The following is an 18,052-nucleotide window of genomic DNA, read 5'->3' on the forward strand; positions in this document are numbered from 1 at the left end:
GGTGTTCAGGACAGGCTGCGGCGGTAGACGAGCACTTCGTTGCCCGGGGCCATCTCTTTTCGGCCGGTAAAGCGGAAGTCCAGGGACTCGAGCAGGCGGGTGGACGCGGCGTTGCCGGGAGACACGATGGCAAGGATGCCCTCCAGCCCCAGCGTGTTCCGCCCCCAATCCAGGCAGGCGGCCGCGGCTTCCCGTCCGTATCCCAGCCCCCAGAACTCGGGAACGAGGGCGTAGCCCAGATCCAGCTCGGGCAGGGTGTCGCGCTTGATGAGGCCGCACATGCCCATGGGGTTGCCCGTGGTGCGGTGCTGCACCATCCACAGGCCGTGGCCGTGGGCGGCGTAGCTGGTCAGGGGGCCCTGGCTCAGATAGTTCTCGGCCTGCGCGAGGGTGCGCACGTCCTTGTCGCCGATGTTCTCAATGAAGGACGGTTCGTTGAGCAGCCGCAAGATGAAAGGCGCGTCCTCCAGGGCGAGGAGGCGGATGGTCAGGCGTTTGGTCTGAATGAGTGTCATGGTTCAAGGATCGCCGGAGTCGATCGGCCTGCCAACCGCAACGCACCAGGAGGTTCCTTCTGGAGCCTTGGTCTAGAGTGGTAAGGCCGTTCCCCAAGGAGCCTTCATGACCCTCGCCAAAGCCTACGCCGCCGCTTCTGCCTCCGCCCCCCTCGCGCCCTTCCAGGTCGAGCGCCGGGCTGTGGGTCCCCACGACATCCAGATCGAGATCGCCTACTGCGGCATCTGCCATTCGGACCTCCACCAGGTGCGCGACGAGTGGGGGGGCGCCAAGTACCCCATGGTGCCCGGCCACGAGATCGTGGGCCGCGTGACCGCCGTGGGGGCCCACGTGAAGGGCTTCCAGGTGGGCGACCTGGCGGGCGTGGGCTGCCTGGTGGACAGCTGCCGCACCTGCCCCAGCTGCCAGCGGAATTTCGAACAGTTCTGCGAGAAGGGCGCGGCCTTCACCTATAACGGTTTCGAGATGGACAAGAAGACGCCCACCTACGGTGGCTACTCCTCCAGCGTGGTGGTCGATGAGGCCTTCACCCTGAAGATCTCGCCCAAGCTCGATCTCGCCGCCGCCGCGCCGCTGCTTTGCGCGGGCATCACCACCTATGCGCCCCTGCGCCGCTTCAAGACCAAGGCGGGGGACAAGGTGGGCGTCGTGGGCCTGGGCGGTCTGGGCCACATGGCCGTCAAGATCGCCGCGGCCATGGGCGCCGAAGTCACCATGCTGAGCACCTCGAAGGCCAAGGAGGCCGACGCCCGCAAGCTGGGGGCCCATCACTTCGGCCTCACGTCGGAAGACCTCACCTTCAAGAAGCTGGCGGGCCAGTTCGACCTGATCATCAACACCATCTCCGCCCCCCACGACTACAACAAGTACCTGGGCCTGCTCCGCCTCGAGGGGGCCATGGTGCTGCTGGGCGTGCCGCCCGAGCCGACGCCGGTTGCGGCAGGATCGCTGATCTTCGGCCACAAGGTGCTGACGGGTTCGCTCATCGGCGGCATCAAGGAGACCCAGGAGATGCTCGATTTCTGCGCCGAGCACGGCATCGTCTCCGAGATCGAGCTCATCCCCGTCCAGCAGGTGAACGAAGCCTACGAACGCATGATGAAGAACGATGTCCGCTACCGCTTCGTGCTGGACATGAAGACGCTGTAGGTCGATCTCAGACCGCCACCACCCGGTTGCGCCCGCCCGCCTTCGCGCGGGCGAGGCGCTCTCCGGCCGTCTGCATCAGGACCTCCAGGTCGGATCCCGATTCGCCCGTGCCGACGACGCCGATGCTGACGGTGACGGGAATGGCGTGGCCTTCCCAGGCGATCTCCAGGGCCTCCACCGCGCGTCGGATCCGCTCGGCCACAGGGGGCGCGAACGAGTCATGGGTTTCCGAAAGCAGCACCGCGAACGCATCGCCTTCGTAGCGCCCCGCGCCGTCCCGCTCTCGAAGCTGCTGGTGCAGCAGGTCCCCGAGCGTCTCCAGCACCAGGTCCCCGGCCCCGTGGCCGTGGGCTCGGTGGATCTGACTGAAGTGATCCACATCGAGGAGCAGGAGCGAGGTGAACTGCTCCCGGATGCGGGCGCGGGCGAGCACCCGGGCCGCGTAGGCTTCGAAGCCGCCGCGGTTGAGCAGGCCCGTGAGCAGGTCCGACTGGGCGAAGCGCCGCTGCCTCGCCTCCAGGCGCTGGGCCAGCAGCAGGGTCATGCCGAGGCCCAGGAATCCATAGACCACCAGGGCGGCAAACCTCAACAACCCGGCTGGAACCAGGTGCGGTAGGAGGCTTCGGCCGATGGCCACCAGGCTCAGGAACAGAAAGAGGAACGCGCATAGCCAGCGGGGACCGGGCCAGACCTCGTCGCGGGTCCTCCGTGCGCATTCCCGCGCGAGGGCCAGGGCCACGAGCCCCACCAGCAGGCTGGCTGGACCGAAGCGAGCCTCCGCGCCATCCGGCCCGAGGCTGACCGCGAGGAGGGTCAGAAGGGCGGATGCCGCGTAGATCCAGATGCCCACCCGGCGGCCGTAGAAGAGGCGCAGGGCCGCGTACAGGAGGCAGGCGCCGCCGAGGATCAGGGCCAGGCACAGGTTGGAGAGGAGGCCCGGCAGGGTGCGGCCCTGCAGGAACAGCCCGAATCCCAGGCCCGCAGCCTGGAGGAGGAGGGCCAGCCCCGCCTGCCGGAGGCCCCGTTCAAGGGGATGGCCGAGGGCCTGGATGCGCAGCGCCAGGGCCGCCTGGAGGCTCAGGCAAACGAGCACCAGGTCGAGGGTTGGCGGGTGGATGGGCAGGAGCGCTCCGGGAACCACAGGACTAATCGGCCCCGTGGAGGCCGGGGATGATTCTCACACCGCCGGCTCGAGAGCAGGGCCGTGCCGAGCGTGTTTGAAGGCTGGCCTACAGCGCCTCCAGGGGATGGAGGGGCTTGGTCATCTGCACCAGGTGCAGGGGCTGAAGCATCTTCTCGGGCCGCGGGAAGGGCAGGACGTCCATGGGCGCGAATCCGAGCTTCGTGTAGAAGGGGAACAGGTCCTTCCGGAGGTGGACGACGGTGATGTCCAGGAAGAGGCATTCCGCGCGCCGGCAGTGATCCTCCACGGCCGAGACGAGGGCCTTGGACAGGCCCTGTCCCTGGAAGGCCGGATCCACGGACAGGGTGCCGAGGTAGCCGCGGTTTCCAGATACCGCCGCATAGACGAGGCCCCAGAGCTTGCCTTTCTGGGCGGGGTCGTCGATCACGAGGAAGCGCCCCTCCCGCATCCGCGTGCTGACATCCGCCGCGTCGGTCCTATCCCCCTTGAGGCAGAACTGCTCGGCCACATAGGCGCGGTTGGTGACACGGACGATCTCGTCGATATCGGAGGGCCCGGCAACACGTGTGGGGGGGCGGGTGAGGGGAAAGGACGTCGAGGGGTCAGTGCTCATGGGAGTCCGGGCAGGAGGTCGGGATGCGGGTGGAATCAGGGCCTGGCCGAGGCGGTGGATTGGAGGGCCTGCTCCAGGTCCTGGATGCGGCGGCTGTTCCGGACCTTGCGCGCGTCGTCCTCGGCCACGGCGAGCCTCCCGTCGCGGACGGCCCGCAGGTTCTCCAGGTTCTTCGACCAGCGTGCCAGGACTTCGGCGGGCAGCTTCTGGGGCCCGCCGGGCGTGAAGCGGCGCGGAGGGATGCTCGCTTCGATGCCGCGCGCCTTCAGTTGGCGCACCAGCTGGGGCAGATGGGAGACGCCGAACACGAAGACGATCCTGCGCGCCGTTCCCGCAGCCCGGAGGCCGTTGTCCACGATGCGTCGATTGCGCTCATGCCAACTGCCCGCCGCTACATCCGCGACCGTACGGTCTCCGATCACTTTCTCGAATTTCTCGTCGATGAGGGCGAGGGTCGCTGGGCTGTGGAGGTAGTCGTAGAGGGAGTCGCCCTTGAATTCGGACATGCCTCCGACGAAGGCCTGGTCCAGTTCGGCGACGCGCCGGGAGATGGCTTCGGGCTCCTCCGCTTCGGCTTTCTGCTGGAGGTCTGAATCCATGCGCCAATCCACCGGTACGAAGCGCATCTTCCAGCGGGGCGCCATGGCCGCGAGGAAGGCCGCTTCGGGCGGGAAGTAGCCTTCCATGGGCCGCTCGAAGGCCTCGGGCGTGATCTCGCCGCAGATCAGATCCGGCTTCAGGGCCAGGATCTGGGCCTGGAGATCCTGCAGGGCGTAATGATGGTGGGGATCGAAGTGCATGTTGTGGATCGCGCCCACCAGGTAGACCTCGGGCGAGGGGAGGGCGGGACCTATCCCCGCCACCTGCGCGAAAGAGAAACAGGCGGAGACGAAAAGGAAGCCGATCGCAGCGAGGCGTCTCATGTTCCCGGGTCCTGATGAAACGGGATCAGCCCCAAACCTTTTTCCCGCCCACCCAGGTGCCGAGAACCTTGCCGGGCAGGCTCCAGCCCTTGAAGGGGGTGTTGTAGGACTTGGACTGGATGAAGGCGCGGTCCACCTGGACGCTGGCCGACGGATCGAAGAGCACGAAGTCGGCGGGGGCGCCGGGTTTGAGGCTGCCGAGGCCTTGGTGGTCGAGGTGGAAGACCTTGGCGGGCTCCCAGGCCAGCAGACCCACGGCGCGCGACAGGCTGATGACCTTGCGGTTCACCAGCAGCTCCAGCGTGAGGGGGAGGGCAGTTTCCAGGCCGATGATGCCGAAGGCGGCGATGGGCAGTTCCACTTCCTTGTCATCCCAGCCGTGGGGCGCGTGATCCGTGGCGATGGCGTCCACCGTGCCGTCGGCGATGGCTTCGAGCACGGCCAGGATGTCGCTCTCGGTGCGCAGGGGCGGGTTCATCTTGTAGTCGCTGTCGAACTTCATCAGCTCCTTGTCCGACAGGGCGAAGTGGTGAGGCGTGACTTCGCAGGTGACCTTGAGTCCTCGCGCCTTGGCCTCGCGCACCATGCGCATGGAACCCTTGGTGCTGAGGTGGGCCAGGTGCAGGTGGCCGCCGGTGTGCTCGGCCAGCACGATGTCGCGGGCCACCATGGCCTCTTCGGCTGCCGCGGGGATGCCCAGGCAGCCGAGCGAGGCGCTCACGGCGCCCTCGTGCATGTAGCCCTTGCCGGCCAGATCCCTGTCCTCCTCGTGGGCCACCACGGGGACTTCCAGCCAGCGCGTGTATTCGAGCGCGCGGCGCATGAGCGAGGCGTTGGAGATGGGCAGGCCGTCGTCGGAGAAGGCGACGCAGCCCGCGGCCTTGAGGGTGCCCATGTCGGCCAGCTCCTCACCCTTCATCTCGCGGCTCACGGTGCCAATGGGGAAGTAGCGGCAGAGATCGGCCTTGGCGGCCCTCGTGAGCATCATCTCCGTGATGGCGACGCTGTCGTTCACGGGCTTGGTGTTGGCCATGGCGCACACGGAGGTGAAGCCGCCGGCGATGGCCGCCCGGCTGCCGGTCTCGATGCTCTCCTTGCGCGTCTGCCCCGGTTCGCGGAAGTGCACGTGCAGGTCCACGAAGCCCGGCGCCAGCACCGCGCCGCCGCCGTCCACGATTTCCGCGCCCTTCGCCTGGGGATGGGAGACCGCGTCCGCGCCGATCGCCACCACTTTGCCCTCGGCCACCAGCAGATCGCCGGGCCCGTCGAGGTTCTGAGCGGGATCGACAAGGCGGACGTTCTTGACCAGAAGCGGCATGGCAGGCTCCAAGGGATGTCTCACCGCAGAGAACGCAGAGAGCGCGGAGGAATACCTTCATTCTACTCAGCGTTCTCCGCGTTCTCGGCGGTTGGCGGTTCTTTCCTTTTCCAGCCTACTCCATCCGATAGTTCGGCGCTTCCTTGGTGATCATCACGTCGTGGGCGTGGCTTTCCCTCAGGCCGGCGCCGCTGATCTCGACGAAGGTGGCCTTCTCGTGGAAATCGGCGATGCTCTTGCCGCCGCTGAGGCCCATGCCCGCGCGCAGGCCGCCCATGAGCTGGGTGACGAGGTCGCCCATTTTCCCCTTGTAGGGCACCTGGCCTTCGATGCCCTCGGGCACGAGCTTGGTGTCGTCCTTGCCTTCCTGGAAGTAGCGGTCCTTGCTGCCCTGCTTCATGGCGCCCAGGGAGCCCATGCCGCGGTAGGCCTTGAAGGTGCGGCCGCCGTAGAAGATCGTTTCGCCCGGGGCCTCGTCCGTGCCGGCGAAGAGGCTGCCGATCATCACGGCGTTGGCGCCGGCCGCGATGGCCTTGGCCACGTCACCGCTGAACTTGATGCCGCCATCAGCGATGCAGGGCACGCCGGCCTCGCGGCAGGCGCGGCCGGCCTCGGCCACGGCGGTGATCTGGGGCATCCCCGCGCCGGTGACGATGCGGGTGGTGCAGATGGATCCGGGCCCGATGCCCACCTTCACGGCGTCGGCACCGGCGGCGCAGAGGTCCTTCGCGCCCTGGTAAGTGGCCACGTTGCCCGCGATGACGGGCATCTTGGGGAAGGCCTGCTTCAGGGCCTTCACGGCGTCCAGCACGCCCTGGCTGTGGCCATGGGAGCTGTCGAGGCAGAGCAGGTCCACCTGGGCTTCCACGAGGGCGCCCGCGCGCTCCAGCAGGTCCTTGCCCACGCCCACGGCGGCGCCCACGCGCAGGCGGCCGAGGCTGTCCTTGCAGGCGTTGGGGTATTCGATGGACTTCTCGATGTCCTTGACGGTGATGAGGCCCTTGAGCTGGCCCTGGCCGTCCACCACCAGCAGCTTCTCGATGCGGTGCTTCTGCAGGATGGCGCGGGCCTCCTGCAGGGTGGTGCCCACGGGCACGGTAACCAGGTTGTCCTTGGTCATGGCCTCGCGCACGGGGATGTCCCAGCGCGTTTCGAAGCGCAGGTCGCGGTTGGTGAGGATGCCCACCAGCTTGTGGCCTTCCACCACGGGCACGCCGCTGATGCGGAACTTGGCCATGAGCGCCTCGGCGTCGCGGATCGGCGCGTCGGGCTCGATGGTGATGGGATCGGTGATCATGCCGGATTCCGAGCGCTTCACCTTGTCCACTTCCTCGGCCTGGCGCTCGGGGCTGAGGTTCTTATGGATGATTCCGATGCCGCCCAGCTGGGCCAGGGCAATGGCCATGCGGCTTTCGGTCACCGTATCCATGGCGGCCGATACTAACGGGATGCGCAGGGAGATGTCCTTGGTCAGCCGAGTGCTCAGATCCACCTGGTTGGGGTGGACTTCCGAGTAACCCGGAACGAGCAGGACGTCGTCGAAGGTCAGGGCGCGCATCAGGGGCAAGGTCAGCATGGGGATTCCAGGATCCGGACCCGCGACCTGCGGGACCTTGCAACCCATGGTCTCACGGCTGGCCTGTGCCTTCCAGCGGGCGCTCGCAGCGCAGCCCGTGATCCGGATCTCCGCGCCAGGGCCCCCATGATCCGCAGGCGTTCTGCCGGCGCGGGCAACGGGGCTGGAAGGGGCAGCCTTCGGCGCGATCCTGGGGGGCCGGAAGGAAGCCCGATTCCGTGGAAGGCTGATGCCGGGCGGCTTCCAGGAGGCGGTGGGTGTAGGGATGGCGCGGCGTCGCGAGCAGGGCGCGGGCGGGTCCCGCTTCCAGGAGCTCGCCTCCGTAGAGCACCAGCAGGCGGTCGCAGACCTGGGAGGCCACGGCCAGGTCGTGGGTGATCCAGAGGTAGCCCAGGCCCCGCTCCTTTTGAAGGCCCAGCATCAGATCGAGGAAATCCCTTTGAACCAGCGGGTCCAGGGCCGTGGTGGGCTCGTCCAGCACCAGCAGCTCGGGATCGCAGGAGAGGGCCATGGCGAGGCACACGCGCTGGCGCTGTCCGCCGCTGATCTGATGGGGAAACCGGTCCAGGAAGGCCCGGTCCGCCGGGAGGCGAAGCCGCTCCAGAAGGGGCGAGAGCCTTCCCAGCGCCGTCTCCGGGGGCTCCCTCCGTTGGAGGCCCGGAAGCAGGGCCAGGTGCTCGCGCAGGCTGAGCATTGGATGAAGGGCGGCGAGCGGGTCCTGGGGCACCCAGGCCAGGCGCCCGCCCCAGGTGAGGTTGTGTTTGGATCGGGTCCCGTCCAGGCCGATGCCGAAAACCCTGAAGCTGCCCTCTGCCTGAAGAACGCCTTTGGGAAGGGCGCCGAACAAGGCGTGGGCCAGCAGGCTTTTGCCGGATCCGCTCTCGCCCACCAGCCCGAGCCGGTCCCCGGGGGCCAAGTTCAGGCTCAGGGGGCCCAGCAGGCGCACCCCGTCCGCCCGCTTCAGGACCAAGCCATTGATGCTGAGTGACATGTTCAAAGGTTCGCACGGAAGTAATGGTTTCCAAAGGAGATCCAAAGGTGCTCCGAATAGGGCTTGACGCCCCAAAATGCGGTCCTAACCTTGGGCCACCCAATCACCCTGCGGGGCTCGAACCAGCCCCGCCATGGCATGGAGGAGTCATGGATTTCCTGCGCCCAGATCTTCAGGAGCGCCTGATGAAGGAACACTTTGAATTCCGCAAGCTCATGGAAGAACACAAGTCCGCCGACTCGCGGCTGGGTGATCTCCAGAGGAAGCCCAGCCTCTCAGCCAAGGAATCCCTTGAAGAGGTGGAGTTGAAAAAGATCAAGCTGCGGGCCAAGGAACGGATCTATCACATCGTGCAGGAGGCCTCCAAGCGCGCCGAACAGTAGGCCGCCCGCACTCGTAGGAGAAGCCCCGGGAATCGGCCCGGGGCTTCGTTTTTTGTCTTGTCCGATGGCGCGGTCATACCCGGCGGGGATTTCACCGCGTTCTCTGCGGTTGGCGTTTTATTGACGGGGCCGTCCGTTCGGAATCACGCAGGTAGGAACCTGGGCCGGTAGGGCTCGCCCACCCAGTAGATGAGTTCCAGCATTTCGTTCACGCCCCAGAGCAGCACGTCGGCCTTGGCGCCGGGATGCAGGTGTCCCAGGTCGCCGTGGCGCAGGCTGCGCGCGGCGTGGAGGGTCATGGCGGTGAAGGCTTCCTCGAAGGTCATGCGCAGCTGCAGGCAGCCCAGGCGCAGGATGGTGAGGGGATCCACGCAGGGGCACGACCCCGGATTGAAGTCCGTCGCCAGCGCCACGCGGCAGCCGGCCTCGATCATCCTGCGTGCGGGCGCCCAGTCGCGCATGCCCAGGAACAGCGTGGTGCCCGGCAGCAGCACGGGGGTGACGTCGGCCTCGGCCATGGCCTTCATGCCGGCCTCGCTGCAGAACATGAGGTGGTCGGCGCTGGCGGCGCCCAGCTCCGCGGCCAGTTCGGCGCCGCCGGTCCGGGTGAGTTCATCGGCATGCACGCGGGGAAGGAGCCCCAGGCGCTTGCCGGCTTCGAAGATGCGGCGGCCCTGATCGGCGCTGTACACGCCCGTTTCCACGAACACGTCACAGAACCGCGCGACGCCAGGATGACGGCGCACCAGCTCGGGCAGCCAATCCTCGGCCACGGCGCGGGCATTGGCCTCGGCATCGCCGTTGAATTCCGGCGCCAGGTCGTGGGCGGGAAGGAGGGTGACGTCCAGGCTCCAGCCGCGCTGCTTCAGTTCGGCGTAGGCGGCCGTCAGGCGGGATTCCGCCTCCAGTTCGAGCCCATAGCCCGTCTTGCATTCCAGATGCACGACGCCGCGTTCGCGGAAGGCCTTCAGGCGCGCTTCGCCGGAGGCTACCAATTCCTCGACGGTGGCGCTGCGGGTGGCGCGCACGGTTTCACGGATGCCGCCGCCTTCGGAGGCGATCTGCTGGTAGCTGACGCCGTGCAGGCGCCGGTTGAATTCGCCCGAGCGGTTGCCCCCGAAGAGCAGGTGGGTGTGCGGATCCACGAAGCCGGGCGTGGCCCAGGCGCCGCCGCCGTCCACCCGGGGCGCATCGGCCCAGGTGGCGGGCAGGTCCGCGGCGGGGCCCAGCCAGGCCACGCGTCCGTCCTGCAGGGCCAGGGCCGCATCGGGAATGCGGTCCACCGCCCAGGTCCGGGCGGGGTCGGGGGTCAACAGGCCCCGGAGGTTCGTGAGCACGCGACGATCAGCCATGCATCCAGTTTGCCAGGGCGACTGAGAGGAGTTCGGGAGTGAAATGGGTCCGGTGCCGCTTGGTGACCAAAGGCACGGTGGCCTTCGGGGCTTCCAGTCGGGAGCGGCCTTTTTACAACCGGAAGCTTCCTGTGCGCCGGATTCTTGCTAGCATCGCTCGACACCGGAGGTTCCAGTGCTGGGCAGGGAAATGGGGATGCGACACCTCGCGCAGGCAGCCTGCCTGCTGGCCACGATCTGCGCGGCGCTGCCGGCGGCGGCCCAGAGCGGAGGCCAGGTTCCGGCCTGGGCCGGTGAACGCATCCGGAATTGGACCGTCTCCCACTACGACGCCCAGGGGCATTCACAGTGGACCGGCAAGAAATGGGGCCAGGCGCCTTCCGAAGATCAGCGGGCCGAGGCCCTGACGCGGCTGCGACAGCCCGGCGAGCGGCGGGCGGCCCTGTGGGCGTTGACAGGCTGGCCGGTGGCTTCCTGGGCGGGCGAGGCCCTCAAGAACGGTGGCGCCGAGGCTGCGCAGTTCCTCTACCTGCGCGGCTACCGCCAGCCGGGCGCGGATGCCTACGCCTACCTGGGACCCGCCGATCGCGTGGAGCGCCCCTGGACCCACGGCCTGGGCCTGCATCTGGACAAGGGCAGCTGGCGCTTCCAGTGGATTCCGAGTCCCGTGTTGTTCTCGCAAACGGGCACTGCGGCGCTGCCGAAGGGCCTGGAGCAGGCCGCCCAGCCCGGCGTGCTCATCCACCTGAAGCAGCTGCGGCCGGGCCTCCAGACCCTGGTGTCGCTCGCGGGAGGCAGCAGCGCTTCTGCGGCAGGCGCGTCCATGGGCATCGTGCCCGCCCTCGCCCAGGGCAGCCGGGCCGGGTTCCTCGTGAGGCATCTGGAACCCTGGCTCAAGCAGGCCTCCCCGGCCCTGGAACCCCTCGCCAACCGCGAGGCCTGGGTGCTGCACTACGGCCCGGAGCGAGAAGGGAACCGCAACCTGCAGGGCACCTTGGTCTTCATTCCCGGCGACCTGCCCGGGCGCACCCAGCTCATGATGGCCCTGCTCAAGCTGAATCCCACCAGCTCGGGGGCGCGCTCCCGCGTGGCGACCTGGACGGGCTTCGGCACCTCGACGGAAGTGCAGCAACTGCGCGGATCCGGAGGTGTCTTCCACCTGATCCAGAAGGCCGAGGGCACCTGGATCAGCGACCGCGAAGCGCCCCTGCGCGCCCTGCTCTTTCCCGGCCCCGAGCCGACGTTGGGCGAGCGGCGGGAATGGGCTCGGGTGGCCCTGTCGGCCATGGCGCCCGAGACGGAACTCTCCTTCTGGATTTCGCCGCGCATCGGCGCGGACGCGGCCTTCGAGAACCAGGCCCTGCGCCGCCGCATGGCCAACCTCCAGCAGGGCACCTGGCCCAATCCCTTCATCGCCAAGGCGGCACCCCGCACCGGGGCCCTGTCGGTCTCGCTGGGCGCGGGCCCGACGGAAAAACTGGTGGAGGCGATCCTGCGCGTGGACGACACCGCGGATTTCCGGATGCCCCAAATGCCTGAGTTCGCGGATGGGGGAAGGGCCCTGAACCCAGAGCAGATGAAGGCTTTTCAGGAGGCCCAGGCCAAGGCACAGGATCGTCAGCGACAGCGGGCCTCCCTGCGCCAGGATGTGGCCGCCCTGCAGGGCTGCCTGGACCTCCGCGGCGCGGCCCTGTTCTGGAACGGATGGGTGAGCGCGCCGGGCCTGAGCGGGCCCGAAAAGGCCTCGCTGGCCGAACTGGGAAGGCTGCGCCGCGAGGATCCCTGGCGGGCCATGCAGGAGCAGCGCGACGGGAAGATCTCGGCCTTCGGCGGTTTCGGTGAACCCGGCATGACGCCCAGCCTGGCCCTCGCCCTGCCGGTCCAGGGGGCCAAGCGCATCCAGGTGGAGAACCTCCTAAAGAAGCTGCTGCCGAAACTGTTCAAGGGGCAGAACCAGAAGCAGGCCTTCGGCGCTACCGAGATCCACCGGATGATGACGGCCCAGGCTTTCCGTCCTGCCTGGAGCGTCGTGTCCGACGTGCTGGTGCTGGGCACGGACGAGGCCGCCGTGAAGGCCGTGGCGGCGGGCCTCCAGGGCCAGGCGCCCACCCTCGCCGACACGGAATCCAAGGCCTGGGCCCGCATGGACATCGACGGCGCGCGCGCCTCGAAGGAACTGGAGAACCTCCTGCTCGCCTTCCTCCGCAGTCGCACCAGCAGCGGCTGGTGGATCGGCGAAACGACCAGCAAGGACGAGGCCGCCTCGGAACTGGCCTTCAGCCTCGGCCCCTTCCTGGGCGCGCTGAAGGCCATGGGGCCGGTGCACCTGGAATGGAATTGGACCGCCGCGGGTCTGGAGGGCCGGCCCCGATGACACCCACTCGCCTTCTGGGCGCGGCCTCGGCCGCGCTGGCCCTGGGCGCTTGCGCGGCCCTGGTGCCCGTCCGCCACCGGGCGGTGGTGGAGTTCGATCCCGCCAATCCCATCCGGCACGTCCGCGTGGAGAGCCGCAGCTTGCTGGGCCTGAGGCGCACGGGCTGGGGCGTGTCGCTCAGCGGCGGCCCGGCCTGGGGCGATGCGCGAACGGGGTTCTTCCTGGGGGCGGAAGGCCCCGCCACACTCATGGTCCGCGCCTGGCCGGGATTTCGACAATCACTGTCCGTTCCGGCTTCGGGTTCGTCACCTCGATGGGCCTTGAGCGAAGAGGGCGACCGCGAGGCCTTCCGGACCTGGTTTGTCGCCCTGCTGGAACAACAACTGGAGGCGCCCAGCCCCGCCTGGGAAGGCGCCCAGCGCGACTGCGCCGGACTGCTCCGCTTCGCCTTCCGCGAGGCCCTGGCCCCGCACACGGAAGCCTGGCGGGAGCGGGTGGCCTTCACCACCGGGGCGCCGGGCCAGGATCCCTCGCCCTCCTTCGCCCGGGACTGGCGAAAGGGATTCCCCACGCCCGAAGGGCTCCAGCCCTTCGCCAAGGGCGCCTACCTGCGCCGCTTGGCCTGCGTGTCCCTGGGCCGCGATCTCGAGCAGGCCCGGCCGGGCGACCTGATCTTCTTCGGACGGGGCGGCGCGCGCAACCAGCCGGATCACGTGATGGCCTTCGTGCGCTCCGATGTGGATGGCGCGCCCGTACTGCTCTACCACACGGGCCCCGAAGGCAGTGGAATGACCCGCCAACCCGGCGAGATCCGCCGTGTGCGCTTGGACGACCTGCTGCACCACCCCGATCCGGATTTCCGCCCCCTGCCCGAGAACCCCGCCTTCCTGGGCCTCTACCGCTGGCGCCTGCTGGCCGCAGAGACCTCTGAATCCGCCTCCCTTTCCAGGTCCTGATATGCGCTGGTTCCGCCCCCTCCTCACCCTGTTGATGCCGGTGCTCCTGCTGCTGCCCACCACGGGCACGGCCCAGAAGCGCGCGGCCGAAGGCCCCTGGCGTGAGGCCGGCTGGACCGGCGCCTTCGCCACGCTCCGGCCCACGCTTCCGGGCAAGCCCGGTCAGCTCGAAGCCGCGGGTCCCATTCCCGTCGAAGCCCGAATCCGCATCTACCGCGTGGAGGATCCTGACGCCTTCCTCAAGAAGGTGCTGCTCGAGCGCGGCGGGGCCGCCGCCGAAGGGGGCCGGGGCGTGGATGATCCCCTCGATGTGCTGCGCGAGGCCGTGCTCTGGGGCGGCCGGCGCGCCTTCGTCACCGTGCACCGAACCGCCAGCCAGGTGCTGCGCGATGCGGCCAAGCAGACGGATCGCCTGACCTCGGCGAAGACCTCGCCCGCCCACATCCGCGAGGGTTCCGCGCTGCCCTTGGAAGGCCAGCCGGGCCTCACCTTCGTCACGGAGATCGTGCCCCGGGTGAGCGAGGACATCGCCGGGAAGAAGGGCCACGCAGACGATGAGTCGGGTGACGACGGCTTCCTCAGCCGGGTGGAACTCCCGGCCCAGGCGGCGGGGCTCTACCTGGTGGAAGTGCTGCGGGGCAGCGATGCGGCCTACGTGCCCTGGATGGTCACGGACCTGGCCCTGCTTTCGGAGCAGGATGGATCGCGCATCCGCGTGCAGGCGGTGGATGCGAAGGACGGCGCCCCCAAAGCCGGTGCCGCAGGCCAGATCATCGAAGGCACCAAGATCCAAACCCTGACCTTTGATGGCTCCGGCAAGGCCGAAGCCACCGTCACGCCCGGCGTGCGCCGCGTGGTGACGGCGCGTATCGGTGCCAGCCTCGCCATCCTCGCCAGCGAAGGCCAGAGCGCGGCCGCCGTGCGCCAGCGTCTCTACGCCTTCACCGAGCGACCCCTTTACCGGCCCGGCCAGGAAGTCTTCGCCAAGGCCATCCTCCGTCGCGTGGAGGATGGTGAGAACCGCGTGGTCGGTGGGTCGGCCTCGTTGCCCTTCACCGTGCTGGATCCCGAGGACACCAAGGTCACCGAGGGCCAGGCCAAGCTGCTCAACGCCGAAACCGGCACCTACGCAGCGCAGTTCAACCTGCCGGGCGCGGGTCGCCTGGGCCTCTACCGCATCGTCTTCCAGGGGCCCCAGGGCCCGGGTCAGGCCGAGTTCAAGGTGGAGCAGTTCGTGAAGCCGGCCTTCGAGGTGAAGGTCAGCGCTGAAAAGACCAAGGTGGGCCTGGGCGACGAACTGAACTTCCACGCCAACGCCCGCTACTTCTACGGCGCTGCGGTGCGCGGCGCCAAGGCCGACTGGTTTCTCTACAAGGTCGTGCCGCCCAAGGTGCGCTGGATCTGGGATGACGAGGATTCTGGCCCCGCGCCCGAGCTGATGGAAAGCGGTCAGGTCGACCTCGACGAGGAAGGTCAGGCGGATCTGCCCACCTTCAAGGCCGAAAGCGACGGCCTCTGGCGCATGGTGGTGAAGGTCGCGGATGCCGCGGGGCAGCGCAACAGCGGGCAGGCCCAGGTGCGCGCCGCCGCGGGCGACCTGGTGCTGATGATCGCCGCGGATCGCCAGGTGGCCCTGCCCGGCAAGCCCTTCCAGGTGACGGCGAGGGCGCTGGACCTCGACGGCAAAGAGGTGCCGGGCGTGGCCATCACTCTGCGCGCCGCGCGCATCGTCGCCGAAAAGGACAATGCCTATTGGTGGTCGCGGCCCAGCGCCCTGAAACCGGGCGAGACTGTGGCCTCGGCCCCGGGTCCCCAGGCCATGCTGAGCATCCCCGAAGGCGGCGCCTTCCTGCTGGTGGCCGAGGCGCGCGATTCGAAGGGCCGTCCCGTGGTGGCCCAGCGCCAGATGACCGTGGCCGCCGAAGGCACGCCGCTGCCGGCCGTGCCGGATCTGCGGGCCTCGGCGGACAAGCCCGAATACCAGCCCGGTGACACCGCGCGCATCCTCGTGCAGCTGCCCCGGCCCAAGCTCACCCTCCACTGGGCGCTGGAGCACGAAACCCTCGGCCAGCGGCAGAGCCGCGTGGTCATGGGCACCACGGCCCTCGTCGACATCCCCGTCACCGCGGCCATGCAGCCCAATGTCTGGGCCGTTTTCGAGATCGTGGCCGAAGGTCGCCGCCAGATGGTGGAAGTGCCCATCCGCGTGCCCAAGCGCGACCGTCGCCTCACGGTGGCCGTGACCACGGACAAGGAGCGCTACCAGCCGGGGCAACCGATGAAGGTATCCGTCGCCGTGACGGATGCCAACGGCAAACCCTCCGCCGCCGACCTCAGCGTGGGCGTGGTGGATGAGGCCATCTACGCGCTGAGCCAGGAACTGCATCCCGATCCCGTGCGCTTCTTCCACCCCACACGGCGCCACGGGGTGCTGCGCTCGGGTTCGACGGACTGGAGCTTCCACGACTTGCTGCGCCGCCAGCGGCCCGTGTGGAGCCTCAAGCAGACGAAGCGCGGCGACTTCAAGGCCGATGACGACGACAAGGTGCGCCAGAACTTCAAGGACACGGCCCACTGGACGCCCTTCGTGGCCGCGGGCCGCGACGGCAAGGCCAGCGTGGACCTGGTGCTGCCGGACAACCTCACGGCCTGGCGGGCCACGGCCACGGCCATCACGAGTGACACCAAGGTCGGCGTGGGGCGCAGCTCCAAGCCTTCCTCCAAGCCGCTGCAGGTGGCTCTCACCCTGCCGCGCACGCTCAGCGTGGGCGAAGAGGCCCGCGCCATCGCGCTGGTGCGCAACCTCTCGGGCCAGCCCATCAGCGGAAAGATCCGGCTCGAGGTGCAGAACGGCCGCTTCTCGGGCACACCCGAAGGCAGCTTCAGCCTGCAGGACCAGGGCGAGTTCCGCTTCGCCCTGCCGCTGTTCTCGGACAAGACCGGGCCGCTGACGGTTACCGCCCGCGTCGAAGGCGGCGGGCTGAAGGACGCCGAACGGCAGAAGGTCGCCGTGCTGGATCAGCTGGTGCCTGCCTCCATGTCGGGCTCCGTGGTGCTTGATGGTGGAACGCAGACCTTCACGCTGCCCGCGCCGCCTTCCGCCAAGGGCGATGCGGCCCTGGTGCTCACGCCCGTCGGCAGCCTCGAGCACCTGGCCGCGCCCTCGCTGCCCTACCTCATCGGCTACCCCTACGGCTGCGTCGAGCAGACCCTGTCGAGCTTCGTGCCCAACCTGCTGGTGGCCGACCTCGTGAAGCAGGGCGCCATGCCCGATCTCGACTGGAAGAAGCTCACGGATTTGGATCGCAACATCCGCGACGGCGTGTTCAAGGTCTACGGCTACCAGCAGCCCAACGGCGGCTGGGGCTGGTACGCGCCCAACGACTTCGGTCTCGATGCGAATCCCCACACCACGGGCTTCGCCATCCAGAGCTTCGCCACCATGAAGCGCCTGGGCTACACCGTGGACGAAGGCGTCTACCAGCGCGGCCGCCAGGCGGCCATGAACCTCTTCCAGCAGGTGGCCCGCCAGGCGGATCAGGCCCAGGCGGGCGCGAAGCCCAAGGGACATTCCGCCGATCCCCAGGCCGACGCGGCCTTCCTGCTGCTCTCCCTGGCCCAGTGCGGCGAGCCCATCGCGGGCCTGCTGGACAGCGCGGCCGACAAGGTGCTGAGCGGCAAGTGGAGCGGCGCCCACGTCCACGCCATGACGGCCCTCGCAGCCGCCACGGCGAAGCATCCCAAGGCCGCGGCCCTGGCCTCGGCCCTGGAGCAGAAGGCCGTGCTGAAGGGCGGCCTCGCCCGCTGGGAGGGCCGTCGCGAAGACTGGTGGAGTTACGCCTCAGGCGACGTGGTGCCCACGGTGATGGCGCTGAAGGCCCTGTGCCTGATGCGTCCCCAGTCGCCGCTGATCCGTCAGGGCGAGACCTTCCTGGCTTCGGAATACCGCGGCTACGGATGGTATTCGACCTGGAGCACGGGGCAGATCGTGGACCTGCTGCCCTACCTCATGAAGACCCGCAAGCTGGAGTGGGGGCCGCTTTCCATCCAGGCGACCGTGCAGGGCGGGCCCAGTTTCGACTTCAAGGAGCGGCCCGAGACGCGCCGCTGGAACGCGCGGGAACCGCGGGCCGGCAGCTACGCCATGCCCGAAGCGAAACCGTTGACGGTGACGGCCAGCGGCAAGGGCCTGCTGGTGTGGACCTACGCCTACCAGGTGCCGGGCAGCGCCGCGGGCGTGCCCAAGGGCGAGGCATCGTCGGCCCTGCGCATGTCCGTGACACGGAACCTATGGCGCCTGAAGACGCCACAGGAGACCGGCAATGCCCGCCAGGGCTGGGTCCGCCAGCCCTGGACCGGAACCCTGAAGGCCGGCGAGGAGGCCTGGATGCAGGTGCAGTTCCACACGGATCGCGACGCGGATTACGTGATGCTCGAAGTGCCGATCCCCGGCGGCCTCAACCCCACGGTGAAGCTGGAGGGCTTCGTGCTCGAAGGCAAGGCCTTCACCGAAGAAGGTTCTTCGGATGTGTGGACCAAGCCGCGCATCGAGGTCCACGGGGACAAGGTGACCTTCCTGTTCAACCGCGTCTGGAGCTGGGGCACGCACGTGGTGCGCATCCACCTGCGCGCGGGCATGGCCGGCAGCTACCGGCTGCGTCCCGCCAAGCTGAGCCTCATGTCGAACGAAGGGCAGTGGGTCACCTGCGATGGGGCGGATCTCAAGGTGCTGGATGGAGGTGCGCGATGAGGCAGCC

The 18,052-nt window shown here is 68.6% G+C and carries 13 protein-coding genes; 5 read left to right on the forward strand and 8 right to left on the reverse strand.

Features of this window, described 5'->3' with window-relative positions; all coding sequences use genetic code 11:
• Positions 1 to 5: 5 nt before the first annotated feature.
• Positions 6 to 515 carry a GNAT family N-acetyltransferase gene (locus QSJ34_RS02490; RefSeq protein WP_285569847.1) on the reverse strand — a complete coding sequence of 170 codons (510 nt, stop codon included), beginning with the start codon at positions 513 to 515 and terminating at the stop codon, positions 6 to 8.
• A gap of 106 nt (positions 516 to 621) precedes the next feature.
• Here QSJ34_RS02490 and QSJ34_RS02495 point away from each other — a divergent pair, with 106 nt between their 5' ends.
• Positions 622 to 1,665, forward strand: coding sequence for an NAD(P)-dependent alcohol dehydrogenase (locus tag QSJ34_RS02495; RefSeq protein WP_285569850.1), 1,044 nt, complete (start codon positions 622 to 624; stop codon positions 1,663 to 1,665).
• 7 nt (positions 1,666 to 1,672) lie between these two features.
• Here QSJ34_RS02495 and QSJ34_RS02500 read toward each other — a convergent pair whose 3' ends face one another.
• From QSJ34_RS02500 to QSJ34_RS02525, 6 genes are all read right to left on the reverse strand, one after another.
• The gene (locus tag QSJ34_RS02500) at positions 1,673 to 2,806 is read right to left on the reverse strand and encodes a GGDEF domain-containing protein (protein ID WP_285569852.1); all 1,134 of its coding nucleotides are present in this window, start codon (positions 2,804 to 2,806) and stop codon (positions 1,673 to 1,675) included.
• Between the two features lie 88 nt (positions 2,807 to 2,894).
• Positions 2,895 to 3,422 carry a GNAT family N-acetyltransferase gene (locus QSJ34_RS02505; protein ID WP_285569854.1) on the reverse strand — a complete coding sequence of 176 codons (528 nt, stop codon included), beginning with the start codon at positions 3,420 to 3,422 and terminating at the stop codon, positions 2,895 to 2,897.
• 35 nt (positions 3,423 to 3,457) lie between these two features.
• Complete coding sequence (locus QSJ34_RS02510) at positions 3,458 to 4,345, reverse strand: hypothetical protein (protein WP_285569856.1); 888 nt, start codon at positions 4,343 to 4,345, stop codon at positions 3,458 to 3,460.
• A gap of 25 nt (positions 4,346 to 4,370) precedes the next feature.
• Positions 4,371 to 5,663 (reverse strand): dihydroorotase, encoded by a 1,293-nt coding sequence (locus QSJ34_RS02515; RefSeq protein WP_285569858.1) that lies wholly within the window; start codon positions 5,661 to 5,663, stop codon positions 4,371 to 4,373.
• 115 nt (positions 5,664 to 5,778) lie between these two features.
• The gene (gene guaB / locus QSJ34_RS02520; RefSeq protein WP_285569861.1) at positions 5,779 to 7,239 is read right to left on the reverse strand and encodes an IMP dehydrogenase; all 1,461 of its coding nucleotides are present in this window, start codon (positions 7,237 to 7,239) and stop codon (positions 5,779 to 5,781) included.
• A gap of 52 nt (positions 7,240 to 7,291) precedes the next feature.
• Complete coding sequence (locus tag QSJ34_RS02525) at positions 7,292 to 8,230, reverse strand: ABC transporter ATP-binding protein (RefSeq protein WP_285569863.1); 939 nt, start codon at positions 8,228 to 8,230, stop codon at positions 7,292 to 7,294.
• A gap of 149 nt (positions 8,231 to 8,379) precedes the next feature.
• Here QSJ34_RS02525 and QSJ34_RS02530 point away from each other — a divergent pair, with 149 nt between their 5' ends.
• Positions 8,380 to 8,613, forward strand: coding sequence for a DUF465 domain-containing protein (locus QSJ34_RS02530; protein WP_285569866.1), 234 nt, complete (start codon positions 8,380 to 8,382; stop codon positions 8,611 to 8,613).
• Between the two features lie 143 nt (positions 8,614 to 8,756).
• On the opposite strand, the gene hutI is transcribed toward QSJ34_RS02530, so the two are convergent.
• The gene (gene hutI / locus QSJ34_RS02535) at positions 8,757 to 9,965 is read right to left on the reverse strand and encodes an imidazolonepropionase (RefSeq protein WP_285569869.1); all 1,209 of its coding nucleotides are present in this window, start codon (positions 9,963 to 9,965) and stop codon (positions 8,757 to 8,759) included.
• A gap of 196 nt (positions 9,966 to 10,161) precedes the next feature.
• On the opposite strand from hutI, the gene QSJ34_RS02540 reads away from it, so the two are divergent.
• Genes QSJ34_RS02540 through QSJ34_RS02550 form a run of 3 tightly spaced genes read left to right on the forward strand, consistent with a single transcriptional unit; the run spans position 10,162 to position 18,045 of the window.
• Entirely contained in the window at positions 10,162 to 12,339 is a 2,178-nt protein-coding gene (locus QSJ34_RS02540; RefSeq protein ID WP_285569871.1) for a hypothetical protein, read from the forward strand.
• Entirely contained in the window at positions 12,336 to 13,295 is a 960-nt protein-coding gene (locus QSJ34_RS02545) for a DUF1175 family protein (protein WP_285569874.1), read from the forward strand. Before QSJ34_RS02540 ends, QSJ34_RS02545 begins: the two co-directional genes overlap by 4 nt.
• 1 nt (position 13,296) lies before the next feature.
• Entirely contained in the window at positions 13,297 to 18,045 is a 4,749-nt protein-coding gene (locus tag QSJ34_RS02550) for an alpha-2-macroglobulin family protein (protein ID WP_285569876.1), read from the forward strand.
• Positions 18,046 to 18,052 lie beyond the last annotated feature (7 nt).

The sequence above is a fragment of the Geothrix limicola genome (genome assembly GCF_030268085.1).
Classification (GTDB): domain Bacteria; phylum Acidobacteriota; class Holophagae; order Holophagales; family Holophagaceae; genus Geothrix; species Geothrix limicola.

Bases quoted from the DNA above. Each gene is read 5' to 3' on its own strand.
- QSJ34_RS02490 (WP_285569847.1), bottom strand. From the start codon at position 515: ATGACACTCATTCAGACCAAACGCCTGACCATCCGCCTCCTCGCCCTG.
- QSJ34_RS02495 (WP_285569850.1), top strand. From the start codon at position 622: ATGACCCTCGCCAAAGCCTACGCCGCCGCTTCTGCCTCCGCCCCCCTC.
- QSJ34_RS02505 (WP_285569854.1), bottom strand. From the start codon at position 3,422: ATGAGCACTGACCCCTCGACGTCCTTTCCCCTCACCCGCCCCCCCACA.
- QSJ34_RS02510 (WP_285569856.1), bottom strand. From the start codon at position 4,345: ATGAGACGCCTCGCTGCGATCGGCTTCCTTTTCGTCTCCGCCTGTTTC.
- QSJ34_RS02515 (WP_285569858.1), bottom strand. From the start codon at position 5,663: ATGCCGCTTCTGGTCAAGAACGTCCGCCTTGTCGATCCCGCTCAGAAC.
- guaB (WP_285569861.1), bottom strand. From the start codon at position 7,239: ATGCTGACCTTGCCCCTGATGCGCGCCCTGACCTTCGACGACGTCCTG.
- QSJ34_RS02525 (WP_285569863.1), bottom strand. From the start codon at position 8,230: ATGTCACTCAGCATCAATGGCTTGGTCCTGAAGCGGGCGGACGGGGTG.
- QSJ34_RS02530 (WP_285569866.1), top strand. From the start codon at position 8,380: ATGGATTTCCTGCGCCCAGATCTTCAGGAGCGCCTGATGAAGGAACAC.
- hutI (WP_285569869.1), bottom strand. From the start codon at position 9,965: ATGGCTGATCGTCGCGTGCTCACGAACCTCCGGGGCCTGTTGACCCCC.
- QSJ34_RS02540 (WP_285569871.1), top strand. From the start codon at position 10,162: ATGCGACACCTCGCGCAGGCAGCCTGCCTGCTGGCCACGATCTGCGCG.
- QSJ34_RS02545 (WP_285569874.1), top strand. From the start codon at position 12,336: ATGACACCCACTCGCCTTCTGGGCGCGGCCTCGGCCGCGCTGGCCCTG.
- QSJ34_RS02550 (WP_285569876.1), top strand. From the start codon at position 13,297: ATGCGCTGGTTCCGCCCCCTCCTCACCCTGTTGATGCCGGTGCTCCTG.